At 69.4% G+C, this 21,026-nt stretch carries 19 protein-coding genes; 14 read left to right on the top strand and 5 right to left on the bottom strand.

Translation table 11 applies throughout. The annotated features are described in order from the left end of the window. Window positions 1–7: 7 nt before the first annotated feature. The 4 genes from YWM_RS0115480 (at window position 8) to YWM_RS0115495 (ending at window position 4,433) form a co-directional block, all read left to right on the top strand. Window positions 8–1,303: an acyl-CoA dehydrogenase family protein gene (locus tag YWM_RS0115480; RefSeq protein WP_028851465.1), complete on the top strand. Its 1,296-nt coding sequence runs from the start codon at window positions 8–10 to the stop codon at window positions 1,301–1,303. Window positions 1,304–1,447: 144 nt separating this feature from the next. Beyond that, a complete protein-coding gene (locus YWM_RS0115485; RefSeq protein ID WP_028851466.1) occupies window positions 1,448–2,335 on the top strand; it encodes an isocitrate lyase/PEP mutase family protein in 888 nt (295 codons plus the stop codon). After that, window positions 2,335–3,738, top strand: a complete 1,404-nt coding sequence (locus YWM_RS23980) for a dihydroorotase (protein WP_052344951.1) — start codon at window positions 2,335–2,337, stop codon at window positions 3,736–3,738. The genes YWM_RS0115485 and YWM_RS23980 overlap by 1 nt, the downstream gene beginning before the upstream one ends. Next, the gene (locus YWM_RS0115495) at window positions 3,735–4,433 is read left to right on the top strand and encodes an isochorismatase family protein (RefSeq protein ID WP_084612454.1); all 699 of its coding nucleotides are present in this window, start codon (window positions 3,735–3,737) and stop codon (window positions 4,431–4,433) included. The genes YWM_RS23980 and YWM_RS0115495 overlap by 4 nt, the downstream gene beginning before the upstream one ends. A 47-nt stretch (window positions 4,434–4,480) precedes the next feature. On the opposite strand, the gene YWM_RS23985 is transcribed toward YWM_RS0115495, so the two are convergent. Continuing rightward, window positions 4,481–5,161, bottom strand: coding sequence for a GntR family transcriptional regulator (locus YWM_RS23985; RefSeq protein WP_052344953.1), 681 nt, complete (start codon window positions 5,159–5,161; stop codon window positions 4,481–4,483). Between the two features lie 186 nt (window positions 5,162–5,347). On the opposite strand from YWM_RS23985, the gene YWM_RS0115505 reads away from it, so the two are divergent. From YWM_RS0115505 to YWM_RS24000, 7 genes are all read left to right on the top strand, one after another. Next, window positions 5,348–6,685 (top strand): MFS transporter, encoded by a 1,338-nt coding sequence (locus YWM_RS0115505; RefSeq protein WP_028851468.1) that lies wholly within the window; start codon window positions 5,348–5,350, stop codon window positions 6,683–6,685. A gap of 61 nt (window positions 6,686–6,746) precedes the next feature. After that, window positions 6,747–8,102 carry an FAD-dependent oxidoreductase gene (locus tag YWM_RS0115510; protein WP_043661376.1) on the top strand — a complete coding sequence of 452 codons (1,356 nt, stop codon included), beginning with the start codon at window positions 6,747–6,749 and terminating at the stop codon, window positions 8,100–8,102. A gap of 155 nt (window positions 8,103–8,257) precedes the next feature. Beyond that, window positions 8,258–9,580, top strand: a complete 1,323-nt coding sequence (locus YWM_RS0115515; RefSeq protein WP_028851470.1) for an MFS transporter — start codon at window positions 8,258–8,260, stop codon at window positions 9,578–9,580. Further along, entirely contained in the window at window positions 9,573–10,928 is a 1,356-nt protein-coding gene (locus YWM_RS23990) for an MmgE/PrpD family protein (protein ID WP_156914800.1), read from the top strand. Before YWM_RS0115515 ends, YWM_RS23990 begins: the two co-directional genes overlap by 8 nt. After that, on the top strand, window positions 10,928–12,283 hold the full coding sequence (locus YWM_RS25320; RefSeq protein WP_052344957.1) for an MmgE/PrpD family protein: 1,356 nt from the start codon (window positions 10,928–10,930) through the stop codon (window positions 12,281–12,283). Before YWM_RS23990 ends, YWM_RS25320 begins: the two co-directional genes overlap by 1 nt. A gap of 216 nt (window positions 12,284–12,499) precedes the next feature. Continuing rightward, entirely contained in the window at window positions 12,500–14,479 is a 1,980-nt protein-coding gene (locus YWM_RS0115530; RefSeq protein WP_028851471.1) for a prolyl oligopeptidase family serine peptidase, read from the top strand. A gap of 178 nt (window positions 14,480–14,657) precedes the next feature. Beyond that, window positions 14,658–15,269 carry an alpha/beta hydrolase gene (locus tag YWM_RS24000; protein WP_342664951.1) on the top strand — a complete coding sequence of 204 codons (612 nt, stop codon included), beginning with the start codon at window positions 14,658–14,660 and terminating at the stop codon, window positions 15,267–15,269. Between the two features lie 185 nt (window positions 15,270–15,454). On the opposite strand, the gene YWM_RS0115540 is transcribed toward YWM_RS24000, so the two are convergent. Beyond that, window positions 15,455–16,597 carry a zinc-binding dehydrogenase gene (locus tag YWM_RS0115540; protein ID WP_028851472.1) on the bottom strand — a complete coding sequence of 381 codons (1,143 nt, stop codon included), beginning with the start codon at window positions 16,595–16,597 and terminating at the stop codon, window positions 15,455–15,457. Window positions 16,598–16,729: 132 nt separating this feature from the next. On the opposite strand from YWM_RS0115540, the gene YWM_RS0115545 reads away from it, so the two are divergent. Next, window positions 16,730–17,557 carry an enoyl-CoA hydratase-related protein gene (locus tag YWM_RS0115545; RefSeq protein WP_028851473.1) on the top strand — a complete coding sequence of 276 codons (828 nt, stop codon included), beginning with the start codon at window positions 16,730–16,732 and terminating at the stop codon, window positions 17,555–17,557. A 15-nt stretch (window positions 17,558–17,572) separates the two neighbouring features. Then, window positions 17,573–18,208 carry a TetR/AcrR family transcriptional regulator gene (locus YWM_RS0115550; RefSeq protein WP_028851474.1) on the top strand — a complete coding sequence of 212 codons (636 nt, stop codon included), beginning with the start codon at window positions 17,573–17,575 and terminating at the stop codon, window positions 18,206–18,208. 109 nt (window positions 18,209–18,317) lie between these two features. Here YWM_RS0115550 and YWM_RS24005 read toward each other — a convergent pair whose 3' ends face one another. Further along, a complete protein-coding gene (locus YWM_RS24005; RefSeq protein ID WP_156914801.1) occupies window positions 18,318–18,587 on the bottom strand; it encodes a putative antibiotic biosynthesis monooxygenase in 270 nt (89 codons plus the stop codon). A 266-nt stretch (window positions 18,588–18,853) separates the two neighbouring features. Between YWM_RS24005 and YWM_RS0115560 the strand changes: the two genes are divergently transcribed. Further along, window positions 18,854–19,429 carry a TetR/AcrR family transcriptional regulator gene (locus YWM_RS0115560; protein ID WP_028851476.1) on the top strand — a complete coding sequence of 192 codons (576 nt, stop codon included), beginning with the start codon at window positions 18,854–18,856 and terminating at the stop codon, window positions 19,427–19,429. A 44-nt stretch (window positions 19,430–19,473) separates the two neighbouring features. Here YWM_RS0115560 and YWM_RS0115565 read toward each other — a convergent pair whose 3' ends face one another. Continuing rightward, entirely contained in the window at window positions 19,474–20,241 is a 768-nt protein-coding gene (locus YWM_RS0115565) for an HpcH/HpaI aldolase family protein (RefSeq protein ID WP_028851477.1), read from the bottom strand. After that, on the bottom strand, window positions 20,226–21,011 hold the full coding sequence (gene hpaH / locus YWM_RS0115570; protein WP_028851478.1) for a 2-oxo-hept-4-ene-1,7-dioate hydratase: 786 nt from the start codon (window positions 21,009–21,011) through the stop codon (window positions 20,226–20,228). The genes YWM_RS0115565 and hpaH overlap by 16 nt, the downstream gene beginning before the upstream one ends. Window positions 21,012–21,026 lie beyond the last annotated feature (15 nt).

The following is a 21,026-nucleotide window of genomic DNA, read 5'->3' on the forward strand; positions in this document are numbered from 1 at the left end:
CACATCGATGGCGTGGGACTTCTCCACCGACCCCGAGTTCCAGCGGAAGCTGGATTGGATGACGGCGTTCGTGCGTGACGAGGTCCGTCCGCTGGAAACGTTGGATCTCACCTGGCCGCAGCTGCGCACCGCGATCGCGCCGCTGCAGCAGCAGGTCAAGGACCAGCAACTGTGGGCGGCGCACCTCGGACCGGAACTCGGCGGTCAGGGCTACGGCCAGGTCAAGCTCGGGCTCATGCACGAGATCCTCGGATCGACGCCGTACGGGCCGCTGGTGTTCGGGTGTCAGGCGCCGGACTCCGGGAACGCGGAGATCCTCGCGGCGGCCGGGACCGACGAACAGAAGCGGCGGTGGCTGGACCCGCTGCTGGCCGGCGAGATGTACTCCGCGTTCGCGCTGACCGAGCCGGACAACGCCGGCGCCGACCCGACGAACCTGTCGACCACCGCGGTGCGCGACGGCGACGGCTGGGTGCTCAACGGCCACAAGTGGTTCATCTCCAATGCCGCGACCGCCGACTTCGTGATCGTCGTGGCGGTCACCGACCCGGACGCGGAGCGGCACCGCCGAGCCTCGCAGTTCATCGTGCCCATCGACGCACCAGGGCTGGACGTTGTGCGCGACATCGCGTCGATGGAAAACCCCAGGCCGCGGGAGAACTACTTCGGTTCGCACTGCGAGGTGGTGCTGCGTGACGTTCGGGTCGGTGACGACGCGCTGCTCGGGCAGCCGGGCGACGGCTTCGTGATCGCACAGAAGCGCCTCGGGCCCGGGCGGATTCATCACTGCATGCGCTGGATCGGGCAGGCCAAGCGGGCGTTCGACATGATGTGCGAGCGCGCCACCTATCGGTACGCGCACGGCAGCGTGCTCGGCGAGAAGCAGACCGTGCGGAACTGGATCGCCGACTCCGCCGCGGAGATCCAGGCGCTGCGGCTGATGACGCTGCATGCCGCATGGGTGATCGACACGCAGGGCACCAAGGCGGCCCGCAAGGACATCGCGATGATCAAGTACTACGGCGCGAAGATCCTGCACGACGTCATCGACCGCGCCATCCAGACGCACGGTTCGCTGGGCTACAGCTCCGATCTGCCGTTGGAGTTCATGTACCGCGCAGCCAGGGCGGCTCGGCTCTACGACGGCCCGGACGAGGTGCACCGCGACACCGTGGCCAAGTTGGAGCTGCGCAACTACGAAGCGCCTGCCGACGGACGGCCGAGCGAACACGTGCCGACGCGCAGGCGGGCGGCCCAGGAGCGGTACGCGGAGTTGTTCGACGAGGTGCTGGCCTCGGTCTGAGGGTGGTGGGAGCCCGGCGCGGTCCGGGTCGTCCCACCCCCGGTAATCTCAAACTGTTGACAGTTGGCAGATTACCGGTCAGGGTGGCGATACACCCCACCGCATCGACCGGTGGCCGTGAGCAAGCGATCTCGGGGAGGCCCCATGACCAACCTGGCGCGCCGGCTTCGCGCGCTCGTCGAATCCACCGACCAGCCGCTGCTCCTTCCGGGCGCGGCCAACGCGCTCGCCGCGCGGGTCGTGGAGGAAGCGGGCTTCGGCGCCGTCTACGTGACCGGCGCAGGCGTGACCAACAGCTACCTCGGGATGCCCGATCACGGCCTGCTCACGCTGGACGAGCTGTCCGGCCACGTGGAGGCAATCGCGGACGCGGTGAACATCCCGGTCGTCGTCGACGCGGACACCGGGTTCGGCAACGCGCTCAACGTGCAGCGCACGGTACGTCGCCTGGAGCGCGCGGGCGCGGCAGCCATCCAGCTCGAGGACCAGGTCAGCCCGAAGAAGTGCGGTCACTTCAACGGCAAGGAAGTCATTCCGCTCGAGGAGATGGTCGGCAAGGTGCACGCGGCGGTCGACGCTCGCCGTGACGACGATCTGGTCATCGTCGCCCGCACCGACGCCCGCGCGACCGAAGGACTCGAAGCGGCCTGCGAGCGCGCCGCGGCCTACCGCGAGGCAGGAGCGGACGTGCTGTTCGTCGAGGCACCTGAGAGCGTGGACGAGATGCGCTACATCACCACGCAGGTCCCCGGCAAGCACATCGCGAACATGGTGGAGGGCGGCCGCACCCCGTTGCTGTCCCGCGACGAGCTGGGCGACCTCGGCTTCGCCGTCGCGCTGTACGCCAACGCGACGCTGCGCGGGGCCGTGGTCGGCATGCGCGCGATCCTCGCCCACCTGGACAAGCACGGCGACACGCGCGAGGCCCAGCACTTGATGATCAGCTGGCGCGACCGCCAGGAACTGGTGCGCAAACCCGAATTCGACGAACTCGAGCAGCGCTACGCGGCGAAGCCCGACAGGAGGAGCTGATGGACGGCTACGACCTGCGACTGCGCGGCGGGAAGGTCTTCCAGCACGGCGCGGGACTGCAGAACCTGGACATCCTGATCAACGACGGGACCATCGCCGGTCTGGTGGCCCCCGGCACGCACGTCACCGCGGCCGAGGAAGTCGACATCTCCGGCAAGGTCGTGCTGCCCGGCGGCATCGACCCGCACGTCCACCTCGGCAAGGACATCCGCGTCCCGCGCGATCCCGACGACGCGTCGTTGGAAACCGCTTCGGCGGCGGCCGGCGGCATCACGACGATGCTCGTCTACCTGATGAGCGCCGAGCCGTACGAGCAGGTTTTCGCCGATTCGGACGCGGCGATGAAGGGCAACTCGCACACCGACTACGGCTTCCACTTCGTCCTCGGCACCGACGAGCAGGCGGCCGCGATCCCGGACTACGTCCGCGAACTCGGCGTGTCCAGCTTCAAGTTCTTCATGAACTTCCGTGGCGACGAGGGCAAGTACCTCGGACTGCCCAGCAACGACGACTCGTTCATGTACGACCTGCTCGGGCGGGCCGCGGACGCCGGCGCGATGGTCAACCCGCACCCGGAGAACATCGAGCTGGTGTGGAAACTGCGCGACCGGGCCAAGGACGAATCGCTCCCGCCGCTGGAAGCCTGGTACCGCAGCAGGCCACCCGTCGTGGAGGCGGAAGCCGTGCAGCGCGTCGCGTACTTCGGCAGCGTCACGGGCGCCTCCGTCTACGCCGTGCACACCAGCAGCAAGGCCGCGTTGGAGGCGATGCGCACCCAGCGCACCGCCTACGAGAACTTGTTCACCGAAACCTGCACCCAGTACCTGACACTCACTACCGACTCTCCGTGCGGCACGTACGCGAAGGTCAACCCGCCGGTGCGGCACACCGAGGACGTCGAAGCGCTGTGGGAAGGCCTGCGCACGGGCGAGGTCGACACCGTCGGCTCGGACCACAACGCCCGACACCGCACGGCCAAGGAGAAGGACATCTGGTCGGCGTCGGCCGGTTTCCCGGGCACCGGGTTGGTGCTGCCGACGGTGATCGGTGAAGGGCTGCGGCGCGGGATCGACCTCGAGCGACTGGTGGACGCGACCAGCACGCGGGCAGCGCACCTCTTCGGCCTCTTCCCAAGCAAAGGCACGATCCGCATCGGCTCGGACGCCGACCTCGCCGTCGTCGACCTCGAAGCGACGACCACGGTGCGCGCGGAAACCCAGTACTCCGCGGCCCAATACTCGCCGTGGGAGGGCGTCGAGATTCCCCTGAAAGTCGTCCACACGCTGGTGCGCGGACACTTCGCGGTCCGCGATGGCGAGCTGTCGCAACAGCCCACCGGTGTCTACCTGCCGAGAGAGCGCAGCGGAGCTGCGGCGCTGGCGCAAGCGAAGGAGTACGCATGAGCGAACAAGGTCCGTGGACGGTTGGTGGCAAAGGCGTCATCGACGAGCTGACGACTCGCCGGTACGAGCTCGCGGGCTTCGGCAAACCGGTCGGGATGGGTCAGCGTCCCGCCCTGCTGATCATCGACGTGCAGTACCGCACCGTCGGCACCACGCCGGCGCCGTTCGAGACCGCCGTCGAGGAGTTCCCGACCAGTTGCGGCGAAGTCGGCTGGGCGGCGGTCGGCAACATCGCCCGCCTGCTCGCCGCGTTCCGGGAGAACGACTGGCCGGTGTTGTATCCGCACGTGGCACCGAAGAAGAGCTACGACAGCGGCAGGCTCGGCGCGAAGGTGCCGGCGATCATGGACATCCCGTCGAAGGGATACGAGTTCGTCTCCGAGGTGGCGCCGGAGGAGGGTGACATCCTCGTGCCCAAGCGGCACCCGAGCGCGTTCTTCGGTACGCCGCTGGTCAGCTACCTGGTGGAAGCCGGGGTCGACTCGCTGGTGGTGACCGGATGCACCACGTCCGGCTGCGTGCGATCCAGCGTCACCGACGCGTTCTCCTACAACTTCCGGGTCAGCGTCCCGGCCGACGCCGTTTACGACCGGAGCCCGGTGGTACACGAGGTGAACCTGTTCGACATGGCGCAGAAGTACGCCGACGTCACCACGACCGACGCCCTGCTGGCCGCTTTGCCTGCAGGCGGCTGAAAGCCTCCCCGGGCTCACTGAATCCATGGTGGGCCCGGGGAACTCCATCACTCCGGTTCGGAGGCGCGCAGAACCGCGAGTGCGTTGTTGAGCGAGCTGGTCAGATGCGATTCCAGCAGCGCGGCCGCCTTGTCGCCGTCGCGCTTCGACAGAGCCGCCAGGATCTCGCGGTGCTCTTCCAGCGCCGTGCGGGCCCGCTGCGGCTGATGCGCCGACCGGGCTCGCGCCAGCTTGATCTTCCTCCCCACCTCGGTGAGCGCCTGCAGCAGCGGCGGGTTCGCCGCCAGCCGGGCGAGCCGGGCGTGGAAATCCGGGTTCGCGGGATACGCGCCCGCCGTGTCGTCGTCCATCGTGTGCTCGGTCTCGTCGAGCATGTCGCCCAGCTCGTCGATGCGCTCCTGCGGCGCGTAGCGGGCGGCGAGCCGCACGGCGTGGGTCTCCAGCGCGATGCGCAGCTCGTAGAAGTCGGACAGCTCCCGCGCGGAGAACGAGCGGACGTAGACGCCGCGGTGCGTCACCGGCTCGACCAGCCCCTCGGCCGCCAGGCGCCGGATGGCCTCGCGCAACGGCCCCCGGCTGATGCCCAGCGCCTGCGACAGGTGGACCTCGTTGAGCCGCTGCCCGGGGGCCAGTTCGCCGTCGAGAATCATCTGGCGCAACACCTCAAGGCTCTTGTCCGCGTAGGTGGCCGCGCGACCCAGCTTGGTCGGCCGGAGTTGTTCAGTCATCCGATTCCTCCTCGCGGCACGCGAGCCGCGGTAACTGTCGACAGCGCGATCATAGTACCTAGCTGCAGATTTGCTTTTGTTTCCACCAAGTTCACGCAGAAGTGTTGACAGTTTGCAGTTTTTCGCCGAGTGTGTTCGCTACACCCGATCGCCGTAAACCGGGCGGCAGACATGGAGGTGCTGACGATGCAGGCAGCCGACCAGACCCCGCAAGCCGCGCCCGCTGACGTCACGACCAAGACCGACGCGCCGACGTCGATCGACCCGCGGGTGATCGGTGCCGGCCTCGTCGGGTCGATCGTCGAGTACTACGACTTCGGCATTTACGGCTATCTGGCCACGGTGCTCTCGGTCGTCTTCTTCGCCGAGGGCGCAAACCCCACGACGGCCCTGCTGGCCACGTTCGCGACGTTCGCCGCGGCCTTCGTGCTGCGGCCGCTCGGCGGGCTGATCTTCGGACACCTCGGCGACCGTTTCGGGCGCTCGCGCATTCTGGCGGCCACCATCCTGTCGATGTGCGCCGCCACGGTGGCGATCGGTGTACTGCCGACCTACTCCGCCATCGGCGTCGGCGCGGCGTTCCTGCTGGTGGCCGCGCGGTGCGTGCAAGGAATCGCGTCCGGCGGTGAGGTCGGCGGCGCGGCCGCGTACGTCGCCGAGAAGTCGCCGCCCCGCCACCGCGGGTTCCTGTGCTCCACGGTGCAATTCGGCGCGTTGAGCGGTGCGCTGCTGGCGTCGGTCACGGTGTCGATCCTCAACTCGGTGCTCACCGAGGAGCAGCTGGCCGACTGGGGCTGGCGCGTGCCGTTCCTGCTGAGCCTGCCGTTGGGGCTGGTCGGCCTGTGGATCCGGTTCCGGCTGGAGGACTCGGTGACCAAGGACGAGCTGGCCACCGGCGAAGGCCTGGCGTCCGCCCCGGCCGCCGAGCTCATCCGCGAGCACCTGCCCGGCCTGCTGCGCACGCTGGGCCTGTCGACGCTGCTGTTCGCCGGCTACTACGTGGTGTACGTCTACGCCTCGACACATCTGCAGCGGACCGCGGGCTTCAGCCCGAACGCGGCGTTCTGGTCGACCACCACGACGCTGGTCGTCTCGTGCCTGACCATGCCGCTGTTCGGCCACCTGTCCGACCGGTGGGGCCGCAAGCCGATGCTGTTCGTCGCGTCGGTGGCGTTCGGGGTCTTGGCGATTCCGTGCTTCGCGCTGATGAGCGCGCCGTCGCTGCCCCTGGCGGTCGTCGCCCAGGTCGTGCTCGGTCTGTCGGAAGCCGCGCTGATGGGCATCGTGTTCGCCGCGTTCGCCGAGATGTTCCCGTCCCGCGTCCGTTACACCGGCATCGCGCTCGGCTTCAACTTGGCCAGCATGGCCGTCGGCGGCACCGCGCCGCTGATCAGCCTGTGGCTGTTGGACGTGACCGGCAGCTCGCTGGCACCGGCGTGGTTCTTGATCGGCACGGCTGTCATCACCGCCGCGACCTCGCTGACCGTCACCGAAACCCGGGGTACCGCACTGCGCGCCGTCTGACTCACCAGAGCCGAGCACCGCGCTGCGGACCGTGGAAACTCATCGCGAAGAAGGGAAGTTTGTGCAGGACATCGACGTAGACGTGGTCGTCGTCGGCGCAGGCGGGGCCGGTCTGGTTGCGGCCCTCGCGGCGACCGACGCGGGCGCGAGCGCTGTCGTACTGGAGAAGGAAGAACGGCCCGGTGGCAACACCGCCGCCTCCACGGGGTCGGTTCCCGGAGCCGGCAGCCGTTGGCAGGCGGAGGCCGGAATCGAGGACTCGCCCGAACGCCTGGCCGCCGACCTGCTGCGGCAGTCCGGCCCGCACGACGCCGAGGACCTGGTCACCACGTTGGCCACGGTGAGCGCGCCGCTGGTGGAGTGGCTGGTCGACAAGCACTCGGTGGACCTGCGGCTGATCACCGACTACAAGCACGTCGGGCACAGCGTCCCGCGGCTGCACGCCCCGCCGTCCCGCAAAGGCCATGCCCTGGTTGCGGACCTGCTGCGCGCGGCGAAAGCCGCCGATGTCGAGGTCCTGACCCACTCGCCGGTCGACCGGCTCGTCGTCGAGGACGGCCAAGTGCGAGGTGTCGTCGTGTCCGGTGACCGTTCCGGCACCTACACGCTGCGCAGCCGCGCGGTCGTGCTCGCCGCGAACGGCTTCGGCGCCAACCGCGAGATGCTCCGGCAGTTCGCGCCGCAGGCGGTCGGGCTGGAGTACCTCGGTGCACACGGCAGCACCGGCGAGGCCGTGCGGTGGCTGCTCGACCTGGGCGCGTCGATGGCGAATGCGGAAGCCTTCCAGGGCTACGCGGCCGTGGCCAGCCCGCACGGCTCGATCACCTCGTGGACCACGGTCGAACACGGCGGGATCCTCATCGACGGACGCGGCAGGCGCATCGGTGACGAGTCCGTCGGCTACTCGGGTTTCGCCCCCGCCGTGTCCGGAGCCGAGCCGCCGGTGCACGTCATCTTCGACACCGGCATTCGTGACTCGGTCGCCGCGCACGAAGAAGAGTTCGCCGACCTCCTCGCCGCCGGGGGCGTCAAGGAGGCGGCCGACGTGGCGGAGTTGGCGCAGGTCACCGGGGCGGACGCGGACGAGCTCGCGCGGACGCTGGACGCCGCCCGCGCGGCCGCTGCCGGAGAAGCGAGCGATGTCTTCGGCCGCACCGAGTGGGGCCGCGGGCCGCTGAAGCCGCCGTACGCGGCAGTGCGCGCGATTCCGGCGCTGTTCCACACCCAGGGCGGCGTTCGGGTCGACGAACACGCCAGAGTTCTCGGCCAGTCCGGGCCGATTCCCGGCGTTTATGCCACGGGCGGTGTCGCCGCCGGAATCAGTGGGCGTGCCGGTGGCGCGGGCTACTCGTCCGGCAACGGCCTGCTCAGCGCGCTCGGACTCGGCTTGCTCGCCGGCCGCCACGCCGCGGGCTGATCTCCCTGGTCCTGATCCGCGGAGCTCTTCTCGCCCTGATCCGCTGATCGCCCTGGCCTTGATCGGCTGATCTCGCCCCGATCCACGACCATCCCTCGCCCCGATCCATCGACCATCCCTCGCCCCGATCTCCACCGACTGACGAGGAGCCTGTTGTGTCCACCCCCACCGGGCCGGCGCAGCCCCAGTCCAAGCGGGCCGCGATCGGCAGTTTCGTCGGCACCACGCTCGAGTGGTACGACTTCTTCATCTACGCAACGGCCGCGTCGTTGGTGTTCGACGAGGTCTTCTTCCCGACGCAGGAAGGCGTGCTGGGCAAGCTTGCCGCCTTCGCCACCTTCGCGGTCGGGTTCATCGCCCGCCCGCTGGGCAGCATCCTGTTCGGGCACTTCGGCGACAAGATCAGCAGGCGGAACGTCCTCGTCGCCACGTTGCTCATCATGGGCGGCGCGACCGTCCTCATCGGCCTCATCCCGGCCTACTCGGCGATCGGTGTCTGGGCTCCGGTGCTGCTGACGCTGTGCCGGATCGCGCAGGGCATCGCGCTCGGCGGCGAGTGGGGTGGCGCCGCGCTGCTGTCGGTGGAGAACGCGCCGGCCCGCCGCAAGGGACTGTTCGGTTCGTCCACGCAGATCGGCTCCCCCGCCGGGCTGCTGCTGGCCAGCCTTGTCGTCAGTGTGTCGTCGTGGGTCAGCGGGGACGCCTTCGGCGACTGGGGTTGGCGGATCCCGTTCCTGGCCAGCGTGGTGATCGTCCTGGTCGGCCTGTACATCCGCCGCGGGCTGGCCGAGTCGCGGGACTTCGTCACCACGAAGGCGAAGGACGACGTCACGAAGGTCCCGGTCGCGGAGGTGCTGCGCACGGATTGGCGGTCGGTCCTGATCGGGGCGGGCCTGGCGGCGGCCAACAATGCGCTCTACTACGTCATCGCGACCTACACCCTGGCGTACGTCACCGACTCGCTGAAGGTGCCGGAGTCGCAGACGCTGAACCACCTGACCATCGTCTCGGTGTGCTATCTGATCTCCATCCCGGTGTTCGGGTGGCTCTCCGACCGGGTGGGGCTGCGCCGTCAGGTGACGCTGGCGGCCCTGGCCGCCGCTGCCTTCACGTTCCCGTACTTCGCGATGATCGAGACGGGTGACTCGTGGATCATCCTGCTCGGCATGATTCTCGGGCTGGCGGTCATCCAGTCCGCCGCCTACGCGCCGCAGCCGGCGATCTACTGCGAGCTGTTCCCGACCAAGATCCGCTACACCGGCGCGTCGCTGGCGTACGCGCTGCCGACCACGCTCGTCGGCGGGACCACGCCGTTCATCGCGACCTGGTTGTACAGCGAAACCGACAGCAACACCGCCATGGCCTGGTACATCGTCGGGCTCTGCCTGGTTGCGGCCGGATGTGCGTGGCTGGCGCACCGCCGGCACGTGCGGGTCACGCAAGCGGCCGCCGAGCCGGCGGGAGGCGTGCATGTCTGAGGCCACGGAGCTGCTGGACTGGGCGGCGGACCACGCGCGCCGCGGAGTCGCCACGATTCCCGAACCCGTGCTGCGCAAGGCGATGCTCATCGTCTGCGACGACCTGGCCGCGATGATCGCGGCGCACACCGAGGACGAGGTGCGGCGGGTTTCCGCGCAGGCCGTCGACGGTGACGAGTCGACCGTGGTCGGCGTCCCTGGTCGGCGAACTGATCGCGGTCGGGCTTCGGTGGCGAATGCGGTGGCCGCGAACTGGACGGAGCTTGACGGCGGCTACCGCCCGGCAACCTGCCACGGCTCGCTGTACACGCTGCCGACCGCGCTCGCCGAGGTGGAAGCGACGAACGGCAGCGTGGGTGACCTGCTCATCGCGCTCGTGACCGGGTACGAGGTCGTCACCCGGGTCGCCCGCGCGTATCGGCCGCCGCTTCCGTTGTCGCGTCATCCTCATGCGTCGTTGTCGCCGATCGGGGCCGCCGCTGCGGTGGGCGCCGCTCGTCGTCTCCCAGCGGACGCGTTTGCCCGAACCGTGCTTGGTGCGGCCTCGATGTCGATGACCGGGCCGTTCGTCAATGCGACCCAAGGTGCCACCGTGCGCAACGCGTGGGCGGCGGCCGCTTCCCAGCTCGGATTCCTCGCCGCGGACATGGCTGACGCCGGGCTGACCGGCAGTCCTACGGCGTTCCGCGAAGTTTTCGCCGACGTCGGTGGCGCGGCGGCGCGAGAGGAAGAGCTCACGCAGGGCTTGGGTGAGCGCTACGGTGTGCAGGACGCCTATCACAAGCCGTACGCGTGCTGTCAGTATCTGCATTCGAGCGTGGAAGCTGCCGGTCAGCTGGCGAAGCGGGTACCGGTCGACAAGATCGTCGAGATCGCTGTCCGCGCGCACCCGCTTGCTGCGGCGCTCGGCAACAAGAGCCCCGAAACGAGCCTTGCCGCGCGTTTCTCGCTGCCCCATGCCGTGGCCGCCGTGCTCTTGGCCGGCGAACCCGATATGAAGGCGTTCGCCCGGGAGTCACTGCACGAGGCAACAGTCGTCCAGCTGCGGGATCGCGTGCGGATCGAGGAGTGGACCGACGTACCCGAGCCGCCGCACGACCGGCCGTCCAGTGTGCGGGTGACCCTGGCGGATGGCAGCGTCCACGAGGAAACCGTGATGTCTGCGCTCGGCGGACCGGACCGGCCGATGTCGCGCGAGCAGCTCCTCGACAAGTTCCGAACGCTGACGGCCGAGCTCAGACCCGGCTTCGCTGCACAGGCTGAGGCGCTGACCGACCCTGACCGGCCGCTGGACCTCGACGTCCCGCTCCGCGTGGTGCTGGATCGACTTCTCGGGGAGGTGTCCTGATGTCCGTCGTCGACGTTCTGATCGACAAGGTCGCCGATCTTCCGGAGCTTCCGCCGGACATCGAAGCGTCCGCGCGGCTGCATTTCCTCGACGCCGTCGGAGTGGGGCTGGCAGCCACTCGTCGCGGGCCCGTACGTGAGCTTCCCTCCACCGTCGCCACGACCGGGCCCTGCACCGTTCTGGGCGCCGACACGACCACCTCGCCCGCCGAAGCGGCCCTGGTCAACGGCACACTCATCCACTCGCTGGAGTACGACGACACCCACACCGGCTCCGTGATGCACGGCAGCAGCGTGCTCGCGCCTGCGGTGCTTGCCGCGGCCGAGGACACCGGCGCGGACGGCCGGCAGGTCATCAAGGCTTTCGCCGTGGGGTGGGAGGTGCTCGTCCGCCTCGGCCTGGCCAGCCCGAGCGGGTTCCAGCGCGTGGGATTCCAAGGCACGTCGGTCGCCGGGCCGCTCGCCGGCGCCCTGGCCGTCGGCCTGATCAACGGTCTCGACCGCGAACGGCTCGCTGACGCGATCGGCCTCGCGGCCAGCTTCGCTGCGGGCAACTTCACGTTCCTGGCCAGCGGCGCGACCAGCAAAGCCGCCCAGGCCGGCATCGCAGCGCAGGCCGCCGTGTCCGCGGTTCGCCTGGTCGGTGGCGGTGTGACCGGAGCCCGGACGGTCTTCGAGGGCGAGCGCGGATTCTTCGGGCTCTACGCGCGAGACGCCGCGGCTGCCGAGCGCTTCCAGTCGTCGCTGGAGGATCTCGGAACGCGCTGGTACTTGGCGGAAGCGGCGTTCAAGGGTTTGCCGTGCTGCCACTTCCTGCACCCGTTCGTCGAGGCCGTCGCCGAGCTGAACCTCGGACCCGGTGGTCACGAGCGCCTGCAGCGACTGACGTGCCACGTGCCCACCGGGCAGGAGCACGTCATCGCGGTTCGTTGGGAGCGCAAGCAGTCACCCGAACGTGCTGACGAAGCACGGTGGAGCCTGCCGTACGTCGTGGCCCTGCAAGCCGTGCGCGGTCAGGTTGACCTTGATGACTTCGTCGGCGAGCCGGACCCGGAAGTCGTGCGGTTCGCACAGCGCGTGACCTGGGAGCCCTGGCCGGATTCGGGCTATCCCGCACGGTTCCCCGCGAAGCTCGAAGCGGCATGGGACGACGGCAGCCGCCAACTCGTCCGGATCCCCGACGTCGACGGCAACGGCTCCCGCCCGTGGGATGCCACTCGCGTCATCGCGAAGTTCCGCGACAACTGCGCCGCAGCGGGGGTCGATCCGGCGAGCATGGATTCGGTAACGGAGGCCATCGTCAACGCCGCCCAGCCCGACCTCGCCGCGGTACGGCGACTCGCTGGGCGGGCGTAGCGGTTGGACGAGTACCGCGCGTGCCGCCTCGTGGCGAGCTACCGCTGGGACGCGAAGGCGCCGGCTCGGCGACCGATCTCCCCACCGACAAGTAAACAAGTCGTTTTGTCGACAAAGTGTGCGGCGTTGGATGGCTGGCTCGCCGTCCCGAGATCGACAAGCCCACCGTCCGGGCACGGGCCGACCCGCGTCGCTCAGTGCGGCTAACGTCGCGGTGTGGACGAACTGCTGTGGTTGGAAGAAGTCACCGGAGACGAAGCCCTGGCCTGGGTCCGAGCCCGCAACGACGAGACGGTCGCCGCCCTCACCAAGGATGACGAGTTCGCGCAGCTGCAGCGCGAAATCCGCGAAGTCTGGGATGCCGACGACCGGATCCCGTTCGTCACGCGGCGCGGCGACTACCTGTACAACTTCTGGCAGGACGCCGACCACCCGCGCGGCCTCTGGCGCCGCACGACCCTGGAGTCCTACCGCCAACCGCGGCCGGACTGGGAGGTCGTCCTCGACCTTGACGAGCTTGCCGCCGCGGAGGGCGAGAACTGGGTCTGGCACGGGCCGACCGTGCTGCGCCCGGACTACGACCGCTGCCTGATCGAACTGTCCCGCGGCGGCGCCGACGCCACCGTGGTGCGCGAATTCGACCTGCGCACGTTGACGTTCGTCCCGGACGGGTTCGAGCTCGGCGAGGCCAAGCACCGGCTGAGCTGGATCGACCGCGACCACATCTACGTCGGCACCGACTTCGGCCCCGGCTCGCTGACCACCTCCGGCTACCCGCGCCAGGTCAGGCAATGGCGGCGCGGCACCCCGCTGTCCGAAGCCGAACTCGTCTTCGCAGGCAACGAGGACGACATGCAGGTCGCCGGCTACCACGACCCCACCAAGGGCTTCGAACGCGACTGGATCTCCCGGTCGATCGACTTCTTCAATTCCGAGAAGCTGCTCCGCACCGGCGACATGCTGCAACGCATCGACGTCCCGAACGACAGCGAGATCGACGTCCACCGCGAGTGGATGCTGGTGCAACCGCGCGGCGAGTGGCTGGGACATCCCGCGGGCTCGCTGCTGGCCATCCGTTTCGACGAGTTCCTCGACGGCAATCGCGACTTCACGGTCGTCTTCCGACCCGACGAGCACTCGTCGCTGCAGTACCACCAGTGGACCCGCGACTACCTGCTCCTGGTCACCCTGACCGACGTCAAGAGCCGCCTGCTCGTCGTGGAGCCGGGCAGCTGGCAGCAGCACGATCTGCCCGGCATCCCGGACATCGGCAGCGCCGACCTGGTCGACACCTCTCCGGACGACTCCAACGAGTACTTCCTGCAGACCTCCGGCTTCACCCAACCGTCCACGCTCAGCCGAGGCGTCGTCGGCGACGAGAAGCCGCAAATCCTCAAGCGCAGCCCGGCCTGGTTCGACACCGACGGCCTCACGGTGGAGCAGCACTTCGCGACATCCGACGACGGCACCGAAGTCCCGTACTTCGTCATCGGCGGGCCCAGCCCTGGCCCGACGCTGCTCTACGCCTACGGCGGGTTCGAGATCTCCCTGACCCCGTCCTACAGCGGAACGGTCGGCCGGGCGTGGCTGGCGCGCGGCGGCCGCTACGTCGTGGCCAACATCCGCGGCGGCGGCGAGTACGGACCGCGCTGGCATCAAGCCGCGCTCAAACACCACCGGCACCGCGCCTACCAGGACCTCGCCGCCGTGGCGCGCGACCTGGTCGACCGCGGGCTGTGCACCCCGCAACAGCTCGGCATGGAGGGCGGCAGCAACGGCGGCCTGCTCGCCGGCGTCATGCTCACCCGCTACCCCGAGCTCTTCGGCGCGATCGTGTCGCATGTGCCGCTGTGCGACATGCTGCGCTATCACAAGCTTCTCGCGGGGGCCTCGTGGATGGCCGAGTACGGCGACCCGGAAGACCCCGACGACGCCGCCTACCTGCGCAGTTACTCGCCGCTGCACAACCTGCACCAGGACAGGCACTACCCGCCGACGCTGATCGTCACGTCAACCCGCGACGACCGCGTTCACCCGGCGCACGCGCGCAAACTGGCCGCGCGAATGCGCGAACTCGGCCACCAGGTGCACTACTACGAGAACATCGAAGGCGGACATGGCGCGGCCGCCGACAACGCGCAACGGGCGTTTCACTGGGCGTTGACCTTTACGTTCCTTTGGCGCCATTTGCGGTGATTCACGCCTCGCCGGCGCATGAAAGGCAGGCCAGGGGGTAGCCCAAACGTATGCCAGCGTCAGCCCCATCGACAGTCGCCGTCGGAGAAGGAACGTTTCGCACCATGGTGCGGGACATCCCCGGCTTCTCCGCCACCCGGTCTGGAACCGGCGCGAACCGATCGGTGACGGGCAAGGCGTGCTGTTGGTCCCCGGATTCGGTTTCGGGGACCGCAGCCTGGCACTCACCCGCAACTGGCTGCGCGCCCGTGGTTATCAGGCCATCGGCTCGCGCACCGGTTTGAACATCGGCTGCACCACCACCATGGTCACCCGGCTGGAAACCACCCTCGAACGGCACGTCGAAACGACCGGCCGCAAGGTGATCATTCTCGGCCAGAGCCGCGGCGGCTGGCTGGGACGCATCGTGGCCATGCGCAGGCCGGACCTGGTCGGCGGTCTGATCATGCTGGCCAGCGCGGTCCTCAACCCGCTGGCGGGCAAGGCCAAGTTCCTCGCCGTCGCCCGCTTCATCGCGCGACTCGGCAGCGCGGGCCTCCCCGGCGTGCTCGACCAGGACTGTCTCACCGGTCAGTGCTATCGCGTCAACCGCGCCCACCTGCTCAACCCACTGCCGTCGGAGATCCCCGCAGTCTCGGTCTACTCCCGGCACGACGAGATTGCGCCGTGGGAGCTGTGCCGCGACCCGAGCGCCGAGCACGTCGAAGTGCACAGCACACACACCGGCATGGCGCTCAACCCCGACGTCTACACCGCGCTGTTGCCGCGCCTGACCAGGTGGGCGAGCTAGCCAAGGCGGCAACGGGCCCCAGCCCGCCGGCCGGGCGACGAAGCCAGCCACGGCACAAGGCACATTGCGCCGCCGGCCGGGCGACGAAGCCGGCCACGGCACAAGCCACATTGCGCCGCCGGCCGGGGCCAACCCGGGCTCGGCACATGGCCGGATTTCGCGCCGGCCCGACCAGCTGACCGGGGCTACCCCAAGCTCGGATCGATCAAGTACTTGGCGCCCGTGGCTCGCGCACTGTACGTGCGGAGCGCGTCCAGCTCCAAGGCGCCGACCAACGAGACCGTCTCGGCGAAGTGACTGGCGAACGTGGTCGTCAGCTCGTTCGCCACCCGCTCCTTCATCCGGTTCCTGGTGGCCTCGTCCAGCGTTGCCAGATACGTCGGCATCAGAAAGCCCGACAGGTTCCACGCAAACCCGATCCCCGACGAGATCGTGGTCGGCGAGGTGTCCAACCGTCCGTAGATGTAGACGTGGGTCTTCTTGCCCGAGCCGTAGCGGGAATACTTCGTCAACTTCCGGCTGGCAGCCGTTTCCATCGCGGCGAGAATGTCGCCCGCCAACCGTCCGCCACCGACCGCGTCGAAGCCCAGCGTCGCGTCCGTCTCCGAAATCGCCTCGACCAGCTGCTCGAACCACCCGTCTGCGCTGGTGTCGACGACGTACTGAGCGCCCTCCGCACGGAGCAGGCGCACCTGCTCCGGCGACCGCACCACGTTGATCAACGGCATCTCGTCGGCGAGACAGATGCGGTTCAACATGCGTCCGAGGTTCGAGGCGGCAGCGGTGTGCACGATGGCGGGGTGCCCGCCCGACCTGGCCACCTCGAGGAACGACAACGCGGTCAACGGGTTGACGAACGCGGCTGCGCCCGCCGCGGCCGGCGTGCCCTCGGGTAGGACCATGCACGCCGACGCCGGAACAGTCCGGTACTCCGCGTACATCCCGCCACCCATCACGGCGACCGTGCGTCCCAGCAATGCTTGCGCCTCGGGCGAGTCACCCGCGGCGACCACCGTGCCTGCCCCTTCATTGCCCACGGCCATCGGAATGCCGACCCTGGCCTGCATGGCAGCGAAGCCGCGCTCGGGCACCGGCGCGGTGATCTTGGGACCGTGCTCGTCGCTGCTCTGCTCGGCTCGGCCCAGGTCGGCCGTGGCCAGCAGCAGGCTGAGATCGGACGGATTGATCGGCGCCGCTTCCACGCGAATCAGCACCTCGTCCGCACCGGGCGCGCGCGTCGGCTGCTCCTCGACGAACAGCTCCAACGTCTTGTCTTCCCTGATCAGGCTGCGGATCAGGCGGGTATGGGCGGGGTATGTCGCGCTCACGTGCTCTCTCCCTGCTGGCGTACACGGTCTCTGCGACGCAGCCTAGGCGCCATCCGTGGTTGTCGTCGTGGCCCACAACGGCCCCCCATCGACACTGTTGACGGCACGACAACAAGAGGTCACGGTAGCCGCATGGACTTCCAGGAAGTGGACTACGCGGTCGCCGACGGGGTTGCGACCATCACGCTGAACCGGCCGCAAGCGCGCAACGGCTACACGGTGCGTATGGCGGACGAGCTGGCTTACGCGTTCGGCAAGACCGATGCCGACCCCGACGTGCGCGTTGTCGTGCTGACCGGCGCCGGGTCGGACTTCTGCGTCGGTGCTGATCTGTCCGGCGGCTCGCTCGACGTGGGCGAGGGGGACGAATCGTGGCAGGAGCCTGCCGGGCGCTGCGTCCGCGCCATTTTCGCCTCCACCAAGCCGGTCATCGCGGCGATTCGTGGCGCAGCCGTCGGCGCGGGCTCGACGATCATCCTGCCCGCCGATTTCCGCCTCGCCGCCACCGACAGCCGCTTCGGTTTCGTGTTCAGCCGTCGCGGCCTGTACCCGGAAGGCGCGTCCACCTGGTTCCTCCCCCGGCTGGTCGGGCTCGGCCGCGCACTCGACTGGATGGTCAGCGGGCGGGTCTTCGGCGCCGACGAAGCGCTCGCCGCGGGCCTGGTCACCCGGCTCCACGAACCCGACGAAGTCCTGCCTGCCGCCTACGAACTCGCCGCGGAACTGGCCGCCAAGGTCGCGCCGGTGGCCGCCGCGGTCATCCGGCAGATGCTCTTCCGGCTCAGCCCGCTCGAGTCGCCGGATCCGGTGCACCGGCTCGACTCCCGGCTCATCGCCCAGGCCGCAGGCAGCGACGACACCGTCGAGGGCGTGCGGTCCTTCCTCGAACGACGTGACCCGCAGTTCCCCGGCGTGGTCCCGGACGACATCCCCGCATGGCTTCCGTGGCAGTCGGACTGAGGCAAGATGGCCGGCATGAGCGCGCAGTCCCCACCGCGGTGGCGGCGGTTGGAGCCCGACGAACGACGTGAGCAGATCCTCGAGCGCGCCATCGACCTCTTCGCCGAGCGGCCGTACGCGGAGGTGTCCACCAGCGACGTCGCCCGGGCCGCCGGCGTCGCCAGAGGCCTGATCAACCACTACTTCGAGTCCAAGCGCGGGCTCTACCTGGCCGCGGTCCGCCGGATCGTCACGGTGCCCACGTTCGATCCGGCGACCCTGCCGGACGGGCCACTGCGGGCCCGCGTGGAAACCCTTGTCGACTGGCTTCTGACGACGGTGAGCAAGCACGCCAAAGGCTGGATCGCGGTGCTGGGGACCGAGGGCATCGGCAGCGACCCGGAAGTCGAACGAATCCTGGCCGAAGCCGACCGACGAGCCGCGGAGAACCTGATCAAGAGTGTCGGGATGCACGACGTGCGGCCGCACGGGCAGCAGCTGCGTGCGCTGGTCCGGGCCTACGGCGGCATGGTCAAGGCAGCCGTACGCGAGTGGATGATCCACGACACGCTGACCCGCGACCAGGTGTTGCTGCTGCTCACCGAGCAGCTCACCACGCTGCTCGAGGAGACGTTCCCGCGACTGCAGGAGCTCGACCCCGCCGCGCAGTAGATGGCGCGGCGCCCGGGCAGGACGCGGCCACCTGCGGGGGTTTGCCGGCGACGACATGAGCGTGGCTGCGGGCGCCCGGCCGCTCTTCCGGCGCCCGCAGCCGCGACACTCAGCCGGCCCGCACCGGCGCCCTCTGCCCGGCCCGGGAGGACGTCCCCGCGGCGGTCCGGGGCCCGTGCAACCAACCCCGGAAAGCCCGGGTGAGCGCCGACATCACCACGAAAGTCATGAGCGACACCAGCACGATGGTCAACGCCAGGGTCACCGCAGGCAGCGGCAGCCCGCCCAGGACCGGGCCGAGCACCCACAGCAGCGTGGTGATGAGCGGATAGATCCCCACCCAGGTCAGCACGGCCACCTTCCAGCGTGGCGGTTGCACTCAGGCCACCTCCGTCCCGCACAGCCCCGCGCCGTGCGCGGAGACGCCCGTCGCGTCCTTGCGAAGGCCGGCCCGCCGAGCTGGGCGCGGGTCTTGTCACTCGACGCGACCAGGGCGACGCCGAAGCACCGTCCGGTCCTCCCCACAGCGCCTGTGATGAACACATGCATGAACTGACTCCTCGTTCCTTCCACGACCAGTGATGTCAGTCGCAGACATCACTGTACAACCTCATGTCAGTTCCTGTCATCACTTATACTGCGGTCATGGGCAGATGGCAGCCGGGGACGCGTGCGCGACTGCACACCGCTGCCGTACGCCTGTTCACCGAGCACGGTTACGAAGAGACGACCGCGGCCGACATCGCCGAGGCGGCCGGCGTCACCGAGCGCACCTTCTTTCGCCACTTCCCCGACAAGCGTGAGGTGCTCTTCGACGGCCAGGATCGGCTGATCGAGGCGGTCGCGCGGGGCGTCAAGGAGGCGCCGGCCGACGCCGCACCCCTCGATGTCGCCGTCAGCGGCGTGGTCGCGGCCGTGGAGTTCTTCGACGAAGAGCGCCGCCCGTACGCGCGCATGCGACAGCTCCTGGTCGACGCGCACCCCGCGCTGCAGGAACGCGAGCGGAACAAGCTTGCCCAGCTCGCCGACGTCGTGCACCGCGGGCTGCTCGACCGCGGCGTCACGGACCCGGCCGCCACGCTGGCAGCGGAGTCGGCCGTCGTCGTGTTCCGCAGCACGATCGCCCAATGGCTGCGGGAAGACGAGCAGCGGCCGTTCGACGACATCGCGCGCGAAACGCTCGCCTCGCTGCGCGCGGTGGCGGGAGTGCCCGTCGGCTGACCTCAGCCGACCGCAACGCTTCGTGGCGAGCCGTAGGCGAACGGTCAGGGGATGAAGCGCTTGGCGAGCGCCTCACTGCCGCGAGCGAGCAGCGCAACGTCCGCGCCGACGGCCACGAACGACGCCCCGGCGTCGAGGTAGCGCTGCGCCATCTCCGGGTCGAACGCGTTGACCCCGACAGGCTTACCCTGTGCGCGCACGGCCTCGAACGTGCGCAGCACGGCGTCCACCACGTCCGGGTGGGTCTGCTGCCCGAGCAAACCCATGGACGCCGCGAGATCGGACGGCCCGACGAACACACCGTCGACGCCGTCGACCGCCGCGATCTCGCCCGCCGCCTCGACCGCCCCGCCGCTCTCGACCTGCACGACCAGGCTGACGTGCTGGTCACCGTCGGCCAGATAACCGCCGACGCGTCCCCAGCGTGCCGACCTCGCCAGCGCCGAGCCGACACCACGAATGCCGCCCGGCGGGTACCGCACCGCCGCCACCGCGGCCCGCGCCTCCTCCGCCGAGCCGACCATCGGCACGAGCAGATTCTGTGCGCCGAGATCGAGCACCTGCTTGATCACGACCGCGTCGTTGCTCGGCACCCGCACCACGGTCGTCACCGGGTAGGCGGCGGCGGCCTGCAACTGGGTGAGGATCGTGCCCAGGTCGTTCGGCCCGTGCTCGCCGTCGATCAGCAGCCAGTCCAGCCCGGAGCCCGCGCAGATCTCGGCGATCAGCGGACTGCCGGAGCAGCACCACATGCCGATCAGCGGCCGGTCGGCGGCGGCGAGCGCGTCGCGGAAGGTCACTGGAAGCGGCATGTGATCGTTCCCATCGGTCCGTAGTCGCACAACACGCTGTCACCGCGGGAGACCCACATCGGCCGGGTGAACGAGCCGGCGAGGATGATCTCGCCCGCCTCGAGCCGGTCGCCGTGCTGGGACAGTTTGTCGGCCAGCCAGGCCACCCCGGTCGCCGGGTGGTTGAGCACGCCCGCGGCCACTCCGGTCTCCTCGATCGTCTCGTTGCGGTACAGCAGCGCCGACACCCACCGCAGGTCGACGGCATCCGGCTTGGTCGGATTGCCACCCAGCACCATCGCGCCGTACGCGGCGTTGTCGGCGATCGTGTCGACGATCGTGCGGCCTTCCAGCTCGATGTGCGAGTTGAGCACCTCGAGCGCCGGGATCACGTACTCGGTCGCCCGCAGCACATCGACCACGGTGTGCCCGGGGCCCTCCAGGGGCTTCGCCAGCACGAACGCCAGCTCGACCTCGATGCGCACGTTGGAGAACGCGTCGAACGGGATCGTCGACCCGCTGCTCCACACGGTGTCGTGCAGCATGACCCCGTAGTCGGGTTCGGTGATGCCGGTGGCCGCCTGCATCGCCTTGGACGTGAGCCCGATCTTGCGGCCCACCAGTCTCCGCCCGGCCGCGATCTGCCGGTCGCGCCAGGTCCGCTGGATCGCGTAGGCGTCCTCGATGTCGGCCTCCGGGTACCGGGCGGTGATCCGCGGTATCACGGAGCGGGTGCGATCGGCCTCGGCCAGTTCGTCGGCGATCGCGGTGAGCACTTCGGGTTCGAGCATTGGTCTCCTTGCCGC

Source organism: Thermocrispum municipale DSM 44069, assembly GCF_000427825.1.
Taxonomy (GTDB): domain Bacteria; phylum Actinomycetota; class Actinomycetes; order Mycobacteriales; family Pseudonocardiaceae; genus Thermocrispum; species Thermocrispum municipale.